At 41.5% G+C, this 15,946-nt stretch carries 13 protein-coding genes; 6 read left to right on the top strand and 7 right to left on the bottom strand.

Annotated features, from left to right (window positions below):
• Nucleotides 1–64: 64 nt before the first annotated feature.
• Entirely contained in the window at nt 65–1,054 is a 990-nt protein-coding gene (locus tag KH172YL63_RS20205) for a LacI family DNA-binding transcriptional regulator (RefSeq protein WP_173107761.1), read from the bottom strand.
• A gap of 154 nt (nt 1,055–1,208) precedes the next feature.
• Between KH172YL63_RS20205 and KH172YL63_RS20200 the strand changes: the two genes are divergently transcribed.
• From KH172YL63_RS20200 to KH172YL63_RS20180, 5 genes are all read left to right on the top strand, one after another.
• Complete coding sequence (locus KH172YL63_RS20200; protein WP_173107760.1) at nt 1,209–3,149, top strand: BglG family transcription antiterminator; 1,941 nt, start codon at nt 1,209–1,211, stop codon at nt 3,147–3,149.
• Nucleotides 3,150–3,277: 128 nt separating this feature from the next.
• Complete coding sequence (locus KH172YL63_RS20195; RefSeq protein ID WP_173107759.1) at nt 3,278–5,203, top strand: PTS fructose transporter subunit IIABC; 1,926 nt, start codon at nt 3,278–3,280, stop codon at nt 5,201–5,203.
• 356 nt (nt 5,204–5,559) lie between these two features.
• Entirely contained in the window at nt 5,560–6,594 is a 1,035-nt protein-coding gene (locus KH172YL63_RS20190; protein WP_173107758.1) for a DnaD domain-containing protein, read from the top strand.
• Nucleotides 6,595–6,751: 157 nt separating this feature from the next.
• Entirely contained in the window at nt 6,752–8,491 is a 1,740-nt protein-coding gene (locus KH172YL63_RS20185) for a phospho-sugar mutase (RefSeq protein WP_173107757.1), read from the top strand.
• A 747-nt stretch (nt 8,492–9,238) separates the two neighbouring features.
• Entirely contained in the window at nt 9,239–10,474 is a 1,236-nt protein-coding gene (locus KH172YL63_RS20180; protein WP_173107756.1) for a cell wall-binding repeat-containing protein, read from the top strand.
• 417 nt (nt 10,475–10,891) lie between these two features.
• On the opposite strand, the gene KH172YL63_RS20175 is transcribed toward KH172YL63_RS20180, so the two are convergent.
• The 5 genes from KH172YL63_RS20175 to KH172YL63_RS20155 all read right to left on the bottom strand — a co-directional run bounded on the left by KH172YL63_RS20175 (nt 10,892) and on the right by KH172YL63_RS20155 (nt 14,451).
• Complete coding sequence (locus KH172YL63_RS20175) at nt 10,892–11,698, bottom strand: hypothetical protein (RefSeq protein WP_173107755.1); 807 nt, start codon at nt 11,696–11,698, stop codon at nt 10,892–10,894.
• Between the two features lie 161 nt (nt 11,699–11,859).
• The gene (locus tag KH172YL63_RS20170; RefSeq protein WP_173107754.1) at nt 11,860–12,204 is read right to left on the bottom strand and encodes a hypothetical protein; all 345 of its coding nucleotides are present in this window, start codon (nt 12,202–12,204) and stop codon (nt 11,860–11,862) included.
• Nucleotides 12,205–12,233: 29 nt separating this feature from the next.
• Complete coding sequence (locus KH172YL63_RS20165; RefSeq protein WP_173107753.1) at nt 12,234–13,766, bottom strand: LXG domain-containing protein; 1,533 nt, start codon at nt 13,764–13,766, stop codon at nt 12,234–12,236.
• A gap of 12 nt (nt 13,767–13,778) precedes the next feature.
• Complete coding sequence (locus KH172YL63_RS20160) at nt 13,779–14,057, bottom strand: YwqI/YxiC family protein (protein ID WP_173107752.1); 279 nt, start codon at nt 14,055–14,057, stop codon at nt 13,779–13,781.
• On the bottom strand, nt 14,050–14,451 hold the full coding sequence (locus KH172YL63_RS20155; protein WP_173107751.1) for a YwqH-like family protein: 402 nt from the start codon (nt 14,449–14,451) through the stop codon (nt 14,050–14,052). The genes KH172YL63_RS20160 and KH172YL63_RS20155 overlap by 8 nt, the downstream gene beginning before the upstream one ends.
• A 421-nt stretch (nt 14,452–14,872) precedes the next feature.
• On the opposite strand from KH172YL63_RS20155, the gene KH172YL63_RS20150 reads away from it, so the two are divergent.
• Nucleotides 14,873–15,325, top strand: coding sequence for a hypothetical protein (locus KH172YL63_RS20150; RefSeq protein WP_173107750.1), 453 nt, complete (start codon nt 14,873–14,875; stop codon nt 15,323–15,325).
• Nucleotides 15,326–15,393: 68 nt separating this feature from the next.
• Here the strand turns inward: KH172YL63_RS20150 and KH172YL63_RS20145 are convergent, their stop codons facing one another.
• Nucleotides 15,394–15,843 (bottom strand): SRPBCC family protein, encoded by a 450-nt coding sequence (locus KH172YL63_RS20145; protein ID WP_173107749.1) that lies wholly within the window; start codon nt 15,841–15,843, stop codon nt 15,394–15,396.
• Nucleotides 15,844–15,946 lie beyond the last annotated feature (103 nt).

The following is a 15,946-nucleotide window of genomic DNA, read 5'->3' as shown; positions in this document are numbered from 1 at the left end:
TCTTTTGTCGTATATGTAATCGATTCCATATACGACATATCGTTATGTAATCGATTACATAGGATTATACACTATCTTTTTTTGCTAGTCTATAGTCTAATTGAATTTTGGTAGATTGAATATTTTCATGGTTGATTTGAGACAGAAGCAAGGTCGCTGCTTCCTGACCGGCTTTATTGTATTGAAAATCAATGGTTGTCAGGGACGGTGTGACATATTGAGAAAGTTCAGATGCACCCACTCCTGCAAGCGCGATATCCCCCGGAATGTTCAACCCGATTTCTTTAAGATAATTCATGGCCCCAATGGCGAGCCGGTCGGTAACCGCGAATACAGCAGTGGGTCTTTCTACTGAATTCTCCATGATATTCTTCATAGCCTGATAACCGGATTCCACATCAAAGACGGCTGTTTGGATCCAATTGTCTTCTATTTCAAGGCCTTTTTCTTCCATTGCCGCAAGATAACCCTGCTTCCTTAATAAACCAACAGCCCGGTCAGCCTCACTTACTCCGATAAAAGCGATTTTCTCATGCTGCTGATCAATAAAATAAGCAATCATCTCCTTCGCTGCCATCATTTCATTAAAAGTGACTGATGGGATATCAGGCAGGTCTTGACCGACGACCACCACCGGCATCTTCAGTTTCTGGATTTCTTCAACAAGCCCTTCGCTGGCATTTGTGGCTGATAACACGATCCCTTCTACGTCCCTGCTTTTTAGCAGCTTAATGAATTCTATTTCCTTATCAGCGTTAAGGTTTGAATTCGCCAAGAGAATTTGATAACCCTTTTCTGCAAGTACCCGGTCCAATCCATTGACCATCCTGCTGGTCGTTTCTGAACCAAGTTTCGGCAATATGACACCAATCACCTTCGTTTTCTTTGTTCGGAGGGATTTGGCGTTTTCACTCGGCACATATCCGGTTTCCTCTATGACTTTCAAGATTCGCTCTCTTGCATCTTCACTCACGTATCCGGATTCATTCAGCATCCGAGATACCGTTGCACTGGAAACGTGGGCCCTTTTCGCAACTTCCTTGATTGTAATCAATCGACATCCTCCTTGGTCGCTCTCGAATATGTCATTATTTTACCTTATGGGGAGGGATTTTAGAAGGTCCGGCCTCATTCGGTTTACATTTTCATGAGCAAAAAGTATCATAAAATAGACATTGGCCAGATTCTGTCATAAAGAAGGTGAAATCATGAACGAGAGACAAACGGACATTCTGAGAATGCTGACTCGGCATTCCAATCAATATCTATTAATCAGACAGATGACAGACCACTTGGGCTGCTCAGAAAAAACAGTTAGAAATGATCTGAAAGTAATCCAATCTTACGTAGAGAAAATCTCATCTGCTAAACTCCTCAGAAAACCCGGACTGGGTGTATGTCTGCAGTTTCAGGAAGAGGACGAACGGACACTCTTCGATTATCTCCATTCTAACGACCGCCCAAAGGGGTATCCCGATGAACAAGAAAGGCTTCTTCAAGTGGCCTATCATCTGTTAATGGATACCTCACCCATCACATTCCAAGACTTAATGAAGCGATATTATGTAAGTAAAGCAGTGATAAAAAATGATGTGGAGAAAATAGAGGCATGGATAAAGCGTTATGACATCAGGGTGATCTCAAAACAAAAAGTCGGACTTACCCTTGAGGGAACCGAAAAAAATAAACGTGCAGCATTGGCAAGGTTATATGAAATGGTCCCCCAACAAGCCCTTATCCACGAATTTATGAAGGAACAGTTTTCTTCTTCGGAAGTCAACATGGTCGATAATGTGTTGAATGATCTCAATCGTACCCATTCCTTACAACTCACGGACGAAAGCTTTGAACGCATTGTCCTTCATACCCTTCTTATGATCAAAAGATCAAAGCTTGGACAAATGATTTCCATGTCCACTGAGGAGCTTCGCTATCTTAGCAGAAACATAGAGTTTGAATGGGCATCTGAATTCCTTCAAAAACTTGAACCGTATCTTTCACTTCATTTTCCTGATAAAGAAAGGGCATACCTGTCCCTTCATTTCCTCGGAGGGACATATAGATCCCAAAAGATGATGTTAAGTGACAACGATGATTCTCGTATTCTTGCAAATGTGTTGGACATGCTGGTGGAGCGGGTTTCATCTTCCACCAACATTGAATTTAAAGGGGATAAGGAACTGATGGGCGGATTGAACGTTCATCTGCAATCCACGCTCAATCGCTTGAAGCATGGTCTTCCTGTTTCTAATGTGATGCTTAATGAAATCAAGAAAATGTACCCATATATGTTTGACCGAGTGATGCTTGCGTTAGTAGAAATCAATGAAGAGCTGGCACGTGATATACCTGAGGAGGAAGCGGCGTATGTAACCCTGCATTTCCAATCAGCATTAGAGAGGTTAAAGACTGAACAACTGTCGCAGAAGAAAGTTGTACTCGTTTGTCATATGGGGATGGGTATGTCTCAATTGTTGAGAACGAAAATACAGCGGAAATTCCACTCGGTCATGATTCTCGGGAGTATCGCAAAATCTGAACTGAAGACATTCCTTCGTACGCATCAGGTTGACCTGGTGATCAGTACAGTATCACTATCTGATATACCTGTTCCTCATATTGTTGTGTCCCCACTGTTGGAAAGAAGTGACGAATCCCGCTTAGAGCAATGGTTAAAACAAGATCCACAGCAGGTAAAGCGGCTTAATGAAGAATCGGTTTTATTAAAATACACCAATCCATTCCTGGTGTTTCTTCAGCAGGAAGAAACAAACAAATTCGAAGTCATCAAGAAGGCTGCTTCCTCCCTCCACTCAAAAGGCTATGTAGAAAAAGAATATATTGAAAGCACGATGATCAGGGAAAGGATGTCAGCCACCACCATTGGTGCAGGCATTGCGATACCACATGGCCACCCAAGCCTGATCAAGCAATCAGCTGTCGGGATTGTAACCTTGAAGGAACCGGTTGAATGGGGGATCGAGAAAGTCTCCCTCGTCTTTTTAATCGCAGTGAAAAATGAAAATCAACAAGAAATGAAGCAATTATTCAGTGAAATCTCTTTCTTAAGTGAAAACCCTAAGAAGCTTCAATTGCTGATGAAACAGAAGAATACGATGAACTTTTTATCCGAACTAACGGGTGAGTGAAGCAAAGTAAAAGCGCTTTGCTTCTTTTTTGATCTTTTTTACCGGAGCTCCGGTAAAAGAAACGACTTTTTATCCCGGAATATTATTGTATAGTAAATGTAAGCGATTACGATAAAGGGGAGAAAGAGATGAAATTATTAGCGATTACGTCTTGTCCTAATGGAATCGCCCATACTTATATGGCTGCTGAAAACCTTGAAAAAGCAGCGAAAGAATTGGGCATTCAATTAAAAGTAGAAACGCAGGGATCCATTGGCGTGGAGAATGAATTTACGGAAAAAGAGATACAGGAAGCAGACGGAATCATCATCGCTGCAGACAAAACAGTGAACAAAGACCGTTTCAACGGAAAGAAAGTGCTAGTGGCAGGAGTGCAGGATGGCATTCGGAAGCCCGAGCAGCTAATCAAGAAAATGATGGGTGGAGAAGTCTCGGTCTATCGATCCACTGCACAAGAAACGAAAAAGTCGGACAAAAAGGAAAATCCAATCTATCGCCACCTCATGAATGGCGTGTCATATATGATCCCGTTCATCGTCATCGGCGGATTATTGATTGCCGTTGCCCTGACGATGGGTGGAGTGAAGACACCAGGTGGCCTTGTCATTCCGGAAGATTCATTCTGGAAAAGTATTGAAGGAATCGGTGGAGCGTCCTTTACATTCATGGTACCGATCCTCGCTGGATTTATCGCCTATAGTATTGCAGACAGACCGGGACTTGCTCCCGGGGTTGTCGGTGGGTATATTGCAGCAAACGGCAGCTTCTATGGAAGTGAAGCAGGAGCCGGCTTCATCGGTGGAATCATCGCCGGTTTCCTCGCAGGGTATGTCGCCCTTTATATTAAAAAGATTAAAGTTCCGAAAGCCATACAACCGATCATGCCGATCATCATCATTCCAGTATTGGCATCCCTCATTGTGGGACTGGCATTTGTATTCTTGATCGGTGCACCTGTGGCTCAAACCTTTGAAGTTCTAACCGGATGGCTCGCAAGTATGCAAGGAACAAGTTCAATTTTACTCGCCCTCATTCTGGGTGCGATGATCTCATTTGATATGGGAGGTCCAGTCAATAAGGTGGCCTTTCTCTTTGGTTCGGCGATGATTGCAGAAGGAAACTATGAAATCATGGGACCGATTGCAGCTGCCATCTGTATCCCGCCTATCGGGATGGGATTGGCAACGTTCATCGGCAAGAAGAAATACGGAACGTCTGAAAGAGAAACAGGAAAAGCAGCCTTCACCATGGGATTATTCGGAATCACAGAAGGCGCGATCCCGTTTGCGGCACAGGATCCTCTCCGTGTCATCCCGAGTATTATGGTAGGGTCCATGACAGGTTCTGTCATCGCCATGCTTGGGCATGTAGGGGACAGGGTGGCTCATGGTGGTCCGATCGTAGCTGTGCTTGGTGCGGTGGACAACGTCTTGATGTTCTTCGTAGCCGTTATAGTCGGAGCTGTGGTCACGGCACTCATCGTCAACTTATTAAAGAAAGACGTCAGCACTCACCCGGCTGAAGTGAGCGAAAATGAGGCTGCAAGCTCACAGGAAGTCGCAGAAGAAGCGCCTCAGCCAAAGGAAACAATCGAAATGAAGAAACTGACGGACATCACCAGCTTAGACCTCATTGAAGTGGATTTGAAAGGTACAACCCGTGATGAAGTGATTGATGAGATGATTCATAAGTTGGAACAAGGGGGAACCATCACCTCTTCGGCTGATTTCAAACAAGCCATCATTGACCGGGAAGAAGAGAGTACCACAGGAATCGGCATGAACATCGCCATTCCCCACGGGAAATCCCCCGCTGTACAAAAGCCAAGGGTCGTCTTTGGATTAAAGAAAAAGGGAGTCGACTGGAACAGCTTAGACGGTTCCGATGCGAAAGTCATCTTCATGATTGCCGTACCGAAAGAAAGCGAAGGAAACGAGCACCTGAAGATCCTGCAAATGCTCTCCCGCCAGCTGATGGATGAAGCCTATCGAAATCAGTTGTTGAATGTGGAGACGAGGGAAGAGGCTTATGGGTTGTTGGAGAGGATAGAATAGCCCAGTTCTTCATAGATCTATAGAACAAAAAGAAAGGAAGCAAGGGGACGGTTCTCTTGCTTCTTTTTTAAGTGTTTCGGAGGGGGAGCAGAAGCAGAAGAACCGTCCCCATGACTCGGGCGTTTATTTCGCTTTTCGGTTTTTCACTATGCAAGGTGGCATCGATGTGAGAATGGGCAGTCTATTTGTTGCACTGTTTTCTTTTTTTAGTTTTTATATTGCTTTTAAAAAAAGGTGAAGTAGAGGAGCAAAGAGACCTCCTGATTCATCTTATTAATAAATTTTTCACACGGGTGTCCTATTTCACGATTGATCCCTATCTAAATAATGAATAGATCAGAAGGGTGGAATAGAACATGAAATCAGGTTGTCACATTGCAGATCAAATCAATACATTAGAAATCGTGGGGAATATCATCCCTCACTTATGGTACAAGAACATCACTTTCTCTAGCGGCAAGCCCCATTTTGTTGCCATCGCGTTACTGGCCGATATCATTTATTGGTACAGACCTACGATGATCAGGGATGACAGTGGAATGATCATCGGTGCCAAGACGAAATTCAAGGCGGATATGCTGCAGAAGAGCTATCAGGCTTTCGCTGATACATATGGTTTTACGAAGCGGCAGGTGAAGGATGCCGTTGATTTTCTTGTTGATCACCATTTGCTTGTCCGTGAGTTCAGGACGATTTCAACATCCAGTTTGATTTTGAACAATGTGATGTATGTGCAGCCGATCGTGGAGAACGTGAAGCGGATTATGGATGAACGGTGTAATGTGGCTGACCTTGTGTCTATTTGTCCGCAGGGTACGACAGAACGTATCATGATATCCACTTCAAAGGAAGGTCTGTCCCAACCGGATGAAGGGGCTCCTTTCCTGGAAGAGGGGACGTATACAGAGAGTACTTCAAAGAATTCTTCAAAAAATGAACAACAACAACAAAGCACATGCGAGTGTCCGCTGATCTTTTTCAATGACAATGGATTCGGCAGACTCGGTTCTCATATGAAAGAGAAAATCAAAGCTTGGTGTGAAAGTCTTTCAGAGAGTTTGGTTGTAGAAGCGATGAAGCGGGCGGTTGAACAGGGGAAGCATTATTGGAGTTATGTGGACGCGATCCTGGTGAAATGGGAGCAGATGAATGTGCGTGATGTGAAGGATGCGAAGATGAAAGAATTTCAGTTCATGTTCGAGAAAGTGCATAAGCGGAAACTTTATAGCACGGGTAGAAAGCTAATCCGTACCGAGAAGCTGCCGGACTGGTTCACCGATGAGGGGGAGGGAGTGCAGGAGACAAATGATGAAGAGTTTGAAGCGGAGAAGGCAAAGTTGATGGCTGAGCTGAAGGAGTACCGTGAGCGTCGGGGCGGAGTTGTGGGGTGAAGGGGATATAGGTTTGGAAAGCATTACTTTGGGATGAAGGTAGGGAAAATATGAAGAATTTGGATTTTTCCAGTCAAATGAACTTATCAAAAGGCCATTCTTTCTTTATAATATAAAAGTAAAACAAATAGACTATGCATCAATGGAGGTCCAACCAATGAACTGGCAAGCATCATTAGATAAGTGGAAATCGTATCAGGAACTAGACCAAGAGTTAAATACACAATTAATAGAGAAATATACAGATGAAAAAAGCCTTGAAGATGCCTTCTATAAAAATCTTGAATTCGGCACAGGGGGCATGCGGGGAGAATTGGGACCCGGGACGAACCGTATGAACATCTACACCATTCGCAAAGCATCAGAAGGTTTGGCAAGATACATAGTAAATCAAGGAGAAGAGGCAAAAATTCGTGGAGTGGTCATTGCGTACGATTCAAGATACAAGTCTCCTGAGTTTGCAATGGAAGCCGCTAAAACATTAGCTACCCACGGTATTCATACATATGTATTTGATGAATTGACTCCTACGCCGGAACTTTCTTTTGCTGTAAGGCATCTTCATGCTTTCTCCGGTATCGTTATTACGGCAAGTCACAATCCTCCTGAATATAACGGATTTAAAGTATATGGAGAGGACGGGGGTCAATTGATTCCTGAAGAAGCTGATAAAGTCATCCAACACGTAAACAAAGTTGAAAATGAGTTGGACATTTTGGTTAGATCTGAAGAAGAATTAAAAGAAAAAGGGCTTATCCAAATGATTGGAGAGAAAGTGGACCGTTTTTATCTGGATCAACTCCTGACAATTTCAGAATCACCTGGGATTTCGAAAGAAGTAGATCTAAGCATCGTTTTTTCTCCATTACATGGAACAGGGCTGAAAATGGCGGAGAAGGGGCTTGCTGCCCTTGGATTTGAAAACGTCCATGTAGTAAAGGAACAATCAATGCCAGATCCTGAGTTCTCTACGGTGAAATCACCTAATCCTGAAGAAAAGGATGCATTTGAACTGGCAATTCGTGATGGGCGGGAACGAAACGCTGACATTCTCATTGCAACCGATCCTGATGCCGATCGCCTAGGTGTAGCCGTGAAGGATGTGAACGGAGAATATATCCTTCTTACAGGGAATCAGACCGGTGCAATCCTGATGAACTATATCCTCAACCGTAAACAAGCAAAGGGCACGATGCCTGCCAATGGACGGGTGTTCAAAACCATTGTCACGTCTGAGCTGGGCCGGAAAGTCGCAGAATCATATGGAGCGAGCGTGGAAGACGTTCTGACAGGATTCAAATTTATCGGTGAGAAAATCAAGAACTATGAACAGACTGGTGAATATGAGTTTTTATTCGGTTATGAAGAAAGCTATGGCTACCTAATCGGGGACTTCGCACGAGACAAAGATGCCATCCAGGCTGTTTTGATGGCTGCTGAAGCAGCGGCTTACTATAAGAAACAAGGAAAGACACTTTATGATGTGCTGCTGGAATTATATGAACGCTTCGGTTTCTACCAAGAAGGGTTGGAATCATTGACCCTTAAAGGAAAAGACGGATCAGAGCAAATTCAATCGATTCTGCGGACGTGCAGAGAGAAGCCTCTTAAAGTGTTAGGGGGGCTGAATGTAGTCACGAGTGAAGATTATCAGACCAGCACCCGTATTTCTAAGGGCACAGAAGAGAAAATCTCACTTCCAACTTCGAATGTGATTAAGTATTTCTTAGAAGATGGATCATGGATCTGTCTCCGCCCATCTGGAACGGAACCTAAGATCAAGTTCTATTTTAGTGTAGTGGGAAGTTCCTTGGAAGAAAGTGAACGGAAATTGGCTCAGTTAAAGCAAGAGTTGATGAACAAAATTGATGGGATGTTAACCGAATTGGCGAAATAATATTTTATAAGAACGGTCTTAGCGTAGGATGTACGCCAAGACCGTTTTTTTCATATTATTCCATTTATACTTTCACGCCAAAATAAAGATGCTGTGAAATCACCATAATCCCATCTAACAAGTGACTTGGAGAAATCAGGGAAGCATGGAAACAACTTAGACCTTCCTTGGCATCCGATATCCATGAGAGAATGACTGTATTTATGAATCTATCATCAATTGGAGTGAAAAGCTGTTTTAATTGATGTCGATTTGTCCATCATATCTAATACCATTACTTATTGATGTTGGACAGTTTAAATCAATGGTTCCAATGGATCATGAGTTGTCAGGGGTGCTTGGATGATGAAAAAGGAAGGTAACTTTATTGTAGGCATGTATTGGGGAATCCTGTTGAGTGTACCACTTTGGATAATATTTTTTTGTTTGGTGAAAGTTGTGATGGGGTTCTTTCATTAATCTAGATTTGGTTGGACTTGCTTTTGATTTAAAGAATATTAAATTGAAGATAAAAAGGGACACTGAATCGTATTGATTTATGTGTCCCTTTTTATGGTTGGGGTACGTTTTAACATTTGGTTGCAAGGGCTGGATCCGGGCTCTGTTTGATACTTTTTAATTTGTAAAGAGGGGAGAAGGAAGAAATGGTTTCGCAGATTTTATAAACAATTCCTAAATAGAGTTAATTTCGTGACGATGTTATAAGAGATCTATTGTTTATTAAAAAATTTTTTGAGGTGAAAGCTCATGAAAAAGTTATTAAGTGTAATTTTTATTATTTCTATGTTTGTAATTCTTCCGTCTTATTCATTTGCAGAAGAGGGAACCACCGGAACCTGTGAAATGACTATTATGACGAATAACCTAGGCATAGAAAATGCCGCAACCCCTACAAACTATTGTAAAGGGGCTATTGTGGGATTTTACCAAGCCGGTCTTTTTCATTTAGATGGTGCTTATACTGGCCAGGTAAAGTATAGCGGACAAAAATTTGCAATAAGCAACCCTTTCTCTCCCAATGTAGAGGAAATTCTAACTGTTTATACAATAGTTCCTGGAGAGAACGCTATGAATTATGTTCGCATTTCAGGATCTAATCGACTAGATACAGCAATTGAAGTGTCTAAACAGGGATGGCCAACTGGATTAACTAGTCCTGAAAAATCTGTGATTATTGCTAGAGCAGATGATCCCGCTGATGCTCTAGCTGCGTCTAGTCTCTCGGGACTTAAAAACGCTCCTATTCTCCTAACCTATTCATCAAACATAAACCAGGCTGTACTAGATGAACTAAAGAGATTAAGTCCTAAGAAAATATACTTTGTCGGCGGAACTGCTGCAGTAGGTAAAGAAGTTGAAAGTAAAATAGTAAGATTAGGATACAAAACTGAGCGTCTGTCCGGTGCAAGCCGGTTTGAAACAGCGGCCAAAATTAATGAACTCATATCTAAAGAAAGTAAAGTAACTAAAGCTATTATTGCAAACGGATATACAGTAGCTGATGCGCTTTCTGCTTCTGCATATGCGTCTATTAAAGGTGTACCCATATATTTAGCGAATAACGACAATTTACCTGTTGAGTTACCCAATCACATTAATACGGTAGATATTTATGGAGGGAAGGCTGTTATCTCTGAAAAACTCTCCAATCGGCTAAAAGCTAAAGGTTATAGTGTCAACCGTATTTCAGGTAAGAATCGCTATGGTACGAGTGTAGATGGAGCCAAGCAATTATATACAACAAGCCCCAATGTAATATTGGTTCGCGGAGAGTCAACATCTAAAACAAAGCAAGATTACCCGGATGCGGTTGTTGCATCTGGGCTAGCAAAACAATTACATGCAAAGGTATTATTAGTGCATCCAACTATAACACCTGACGAAGTAAAAAACTTTTTAAAAAACAACAAAGGAAAAATATATGTACTTGGTGGAGAAAGTGCTGTTTCCAAGGAAGTAATCAAGAGCATTTTTGACCATTGATGTCCTGCAAATTAGAGGTCAAATGGGATTTAGGTCACTTTGATTATCATTTTTAAGTAGAGGGATTCATATCTTCGTATCTATTGTTTTCTTTAAAACTGAGGTAACAGCCAATGACTTTATTAGAAGCAGATGGAGAGTACTGTAGTTTCATAAAGTGAAAGACTAGACTTATCTCATATTATCATCTCTTAAATAGTAAGGTATAATATTCCACAAAGACAGGTGGAATAGGCTTGAATTGATGAAATTGAGGTGAATTCGATGTTCGGTTTTTGGGTCATCGTGACCATATGTTTAGCTATTTGGTGCGGATATATTGCTTATAAATCTGAACGATAAGTATGTTCGGTTTGTCCCCTCATGCCCATATAAAAAAACCTCACTAATGACAGTGAGGTTTTTTTATTCGAAGTATCAACCTTGTTCAACCAGGTGGGAGGCAAACTCTCCGATGCTCCGCAACATGTCTTCCCATTCTTTCTCATCGGCTAAATGAAAATGGATGGTCTCTGTATCATCGTTGTATTCGCTCAGCCAAATCCCTTGAGAGGATGGAACGAAGAATAAGATATTTTCCAGATACATTTCATCCTCCAGTGACACAATTCTGAAATTGGATATGTTGAATAGTGTCCATTCAAAGCGTATTAAATCCTCAGTAAACAGGTCGAAGCTGATCTCTTCTTCGGATGTGAATTTCGAGCTTTTTCTCACCTTTTTTAGTTTGTCCGGATTGCTTAAGCGGTCGAAGTTCTTCTCACTTAGTATGAAGGATCGATGCTCTTTTGTGTCGAGCTCCTGTATGCCATAATATTCTTTCATATAATGATCTATCTCATTGGAAGAAATGATGGAAAATTCATGGATGATATCCTTTTCAATGAGGTGGAGCAGCCAGTCATCGTTTTCGTAGTGATGAATCATCAGAACAGACTGAGCGGGTGTGTTGGAACAACGGATCATCCTCTTGGACTGTACATAATTGGTGATAAAGTGGAGCATTTCTTCCGTTAAAGGATTCTCTCCTCTTGCGTCCCGCTCTTCGTCCAGGATGCGCTTCATGATCAGCTGTTTACTGGTTGCCTCCATGATGGAAATCCATTCCTGTTCGGTCTTCTTTCCGATCGCAGCCTCTGCAATCCCCTTTGCTACACTTTCGTAGCCTGATAAGCTGACCATTAAGGCAAGTTCTTCAGATGTGCAGGTTAGTAAATGGTTCATTTGATCACTCCTCGTATGAATCATTGCTGGATATGATGAAAAACTATTGGTTGTAAAATAATGTGTATGTAACATTAGAAGGCAATATATTTTCGAGCCTGCATGATTTTGCTTAAGGTAAAGGATTCTCCTAATCATGGTGTTTTCTCACCTTTTTTCCGTTATAAAAAAATACCTTCCAGCAACCCGGATATTATATAGTATAGCGTGATTGAGAGAACCCCTTGAATTGCCAGTGCAATTAGGAATAATATCTTGCGCACGAACCAATTGTATTTTCCGATTTTTGTATAAATATAATGCCCGGAACCCAGCAATCCTTTTTGAAATACGTTTGTTATTTTTTGAAACCTTGTAGTTGGTGGATCATATATCGAAAGCTCATAGAAACCTAACATTGTTTTCTCTAAAAGTGCTATCGTACAGCCGTAAGCAAATTGAGTACACAAGATCACTCCGACTCCTATTTTGATAACTTCAATCGTGTCGCCTATTGTCCAGAACATATCGTTCTCCTTTTTCCTGGGATTTCTTCTTAGTTAAACCAACTGGTTACAGAATCCTTTATCTTACTGATCTTCATAGTTGCTACTTCTCCAATTTCTTTGCTGATCTTTCCTGTGACATCCTTGACTTTGCCACCAAATTTAGAACTTGCAAGACCACCGACTAGTCCCCCGACCGCTCCGCCGACGATTATGCCGACAGGTCCCCCTACACTGCCAATTGTTGCCCCTAACTGAGCACCAGCACCGATTGCTAACATGTCTGTTCCTACTCCACCTGCAAAACGACCGAATTGCTCGGAGCGACTCATGTTTACATTTTCGGGAGAGGTGAATTCTCCTAAGTTTGCCACAACTGAAACGGCCGTTCCAACAATCGGAATTCTTTTACCTACTGTAGTAAGCCCTTTTGCCTTCGCTGTATTTCCAATGATCTCTTTAGTACCAGTCGTCATACGATTATATATACTCGTCTTTAACTGTGTTCCGGTTAACTTATTAAAGTTTTTTGGGAAACCGGCAGCGTGTTTATATATGTGGGCAGGGCTTTCGTACGTCTTAACGAATCTTTGCAACTGTCTTAACATGGGGTTACTTGGCGTTTCTGCTCTTGAAAATGTAAGGATTTTTTTCGCCAGCTTGGAGCTGTGTTTCCCTTTACTTGTCCAAGAAGGATCGGTTCTGACACTGAACTCGTATTTGCCTCTTAGTTTCTGCCACAGTGTGGGCTTGCTGCCAAGATAGTGAACTTTAAGTTTGGAAGAAAATACACCTGCAGACAGGACGGAGAGCGTTTGATAGCCTGCAAGAAGGTTGTCTCCCCAACTCATTTTACTATTGATAGTATCAAATGGTGATAGGAACATGTCCCCAAAGACTGATAACTTGCGATTTTGTTGATATGAATGTACGTGTTCATGAAACTTTGAGTCATCTAGCATGGAACTTTCGTAAGTATGAATGTTTAAAGTTTCATTCTTAAACATCCCGTTCACTTCGTATAAATACTTTTTTAATAGCTGAATATTTTGTTCGACCGAATCAAGTTCCTTTGTTTGGGAGGTATCAAATGCAGTCAAGTCTTCAACTGTTTGGTCGACTTTGTTTTGAGCCTGTTGTTGCAGACTAGTAAACCGGTTTTCATGAAGAAGTGGTGAGTAAACAATATCACTGACCCGGCTGATTGTGGAATTAGCTTCATCAACCAGATCAAGTGTCAGGTTTTCGCTCTTTCTTAAGGATGCTTTTAGGTCATGGGAAAGAAATGATTGTTGAATATACCCGGTTTGATTGGGCTCTAAGTTTTCGGCTGCACTCTTGATATTGCTAAGGGTTCGCTCGAAGTCTTCTAATAGATAGGAATAGGCAGAGAGAAGGGTCCCATGAAATTCCTCATAGAAAGCACGGATGGCAGCTCCTCCTTTTCCTTCAAAAGAATCGTCAAGATGAATAAAAGCTTCAATATCACGTTGAAGGGCATGAATCTGCTTCCCTTCCGCTGAAAGATTGTTTATCAATTTTGCGATACCGGTATGTAGTGATTGTGAATCCAATATCTTCATACCTTCGCCCTCCTAAGGTAGCTTTATGGAGGAAGATAGTTGATGGTCCGCTTCCTCCATGCTGGTTAATGATTTTTTTACAGACTGATTATTCTTTGCCAGAATTTCTTTATACAAATCCCTGATCTCCCTCAATTGATGATTCAGTTCATTTATTCGTTCAACTACCTCCAGTTGATTCCCACTGGCAACATCCGTCGGCAGTTCCGCGTCAAGAGACCCAGCAACGTTGTCAATGTTCGTAACAGCTTGTTCTACAGCACTGTAGCGTATTTTAAGTTCTTCACCCAACGTGGTTCTCTCCTTTCCTCTTTTCTTCATTTATTCTGGAAATTTCTTGAGAGATACTGTATTGCAGGGCCTGGATCTCAGAGTAGAGTGCATGAACTTTATTTTCAAATACATTGATAGACTCGCTCAATTGAAATTGATAAAGGTCCCTGTAGCTCAATGAAATATCTTTACGAATTTCGTTAAAAGCATTCGCTGACTGGCCCTGCCATGTATGTGGGGAGAGTTCAGGATCTTCTATTGAGTTCCGGTTGTAAACGAACTCGTTTTGTATGTTCTCAAGCACTCGGATACTGGATTCTAAGCGATTGACCTGCTCTTTTTTTTCAGTGAGCTGAGCTTGCATATATGATAGATAGGACAACGGATTCATCCCCTTTTTAATAAATGTCATAGTTCCTCCAGTATAAATGGTATCAAATGGAAGAACGGATGGTAATAGGAAAAAGAACACATATTTCCGAAGGTATCCTAAGTCTTTTGTCCTTTCCCTGGTGGTTTATGGTGATTAATTACCCATAAAATGTAAAGTGTATTCACATATGATAAAGAAATTGAGATAGAAATGATGGTCGGAGGCGATTTTGGAGAGAAAGCCCGTTTTTCAGAGGACATCAAGCCTTTGAGGGTCCCATCTCAGAAGTCTGATGGATATCCATTCCTTGTCTCATGACAAGCCTATACATCTTTTTTATGGTTAAATGAAGGAAATGTTAGTAATACAAAGGTGTTCCTGAGCGATGGAAGAAAAGAATCCAGTGTTAATGAAAGAATGTTTTCAAGTGATGTTTGTAACTGTTTAAGGGGGAGGTGGATTGGTCCAGGATGTGAGGATTGAAATAGATGTAAATACGTTAGAAAGAAGAAAGAATATTACCGGCACCATTTGTTTTATGTTTAATTATCATCATTACTTTCCGGATCAGGATTGGTCGGATTTTGTTGTGAGGATCCTGTCTTGGGGGATTAAATCTTGCAAGGGGCTGATGGTATCTGAGGTTGGAAGGAGCTATGAGTTTGATTTCATGGATGGTACGCCTATTGTCTTTGCAAAGAAGATAGATGACAAACATGTGGAAATGTCATTCTGTGAAGGCGGTTCATTAAAAGCAGAATTTTCAGGGCTATTTACGATTCAACAATTAAGGGAGTCCTTACTATCTGCTTCCAAAAAGGTTATCCGTACCACAGACAGAAATAAATGGGTAAGCAGGGATATTGATGATTTAAAGGATTTGCTGCTTTCCTTGGAGAAATACCCCTTATGAAATGTTAATCAAAGACTTGGCTGCATCTCACCAGGTCTTTTTAAAAGTGCAATTTTCGGATCAGCGATTTATGATTCTGCAATCCTCTTTAACTCTTTTGCACGCCTGCTTATAAAAGAATTCATGTACTTTTCTAAGAATACCTTATCAACCATGATACCCAGAATGCTAAGTGGAGATTTATAAGAAAAGGTATCTTTCATGATTGTCCTTGTCCCGCTATCTATAAATTGGTGTTCATGGGTGAATGAGTGGAATGCCCCTTTCACCATAACATCTGTAAATGAATATGGTTTTTCCATTTTGGTGATCTTAGCTGTTAACGTTTGTCTCATTCCTAAATGAGTCGCTTCCCAGGTGACGAAATCGCCTTTCTCCAGCAGGCCGGATGTCACACCACCGATAGCTCTTTCTTTTGTGCGGCTGGTTGTTTCTATATGTATATCTACATTTCTAGCAAGATCAAAGCAGACATTGATGGGTGCTTTGATGTGAATCTCATGATAAATGACAGGCATTGTTCACGTACCTTTCATGGAAGGATGGTTGTTTCGGTATGACATACTGAATAGTGGGGTCTATACAAATAGAAATTCACAAAAAATAAATGGTTATCTGACT

This window comes from Bacillus sp. KH172YL63 (genome assembly GCF_011398925.1).
GTDB lineage: Bacteria > Bacillota > Bacilli > Bacillales > Bacillaceae_B > Rossellomorea.
The sequence above is the reverse complement of the archived record's forward strand: the minus strand, read 5'-3'. Positions and strand labels throughout refer to the sequence as shown.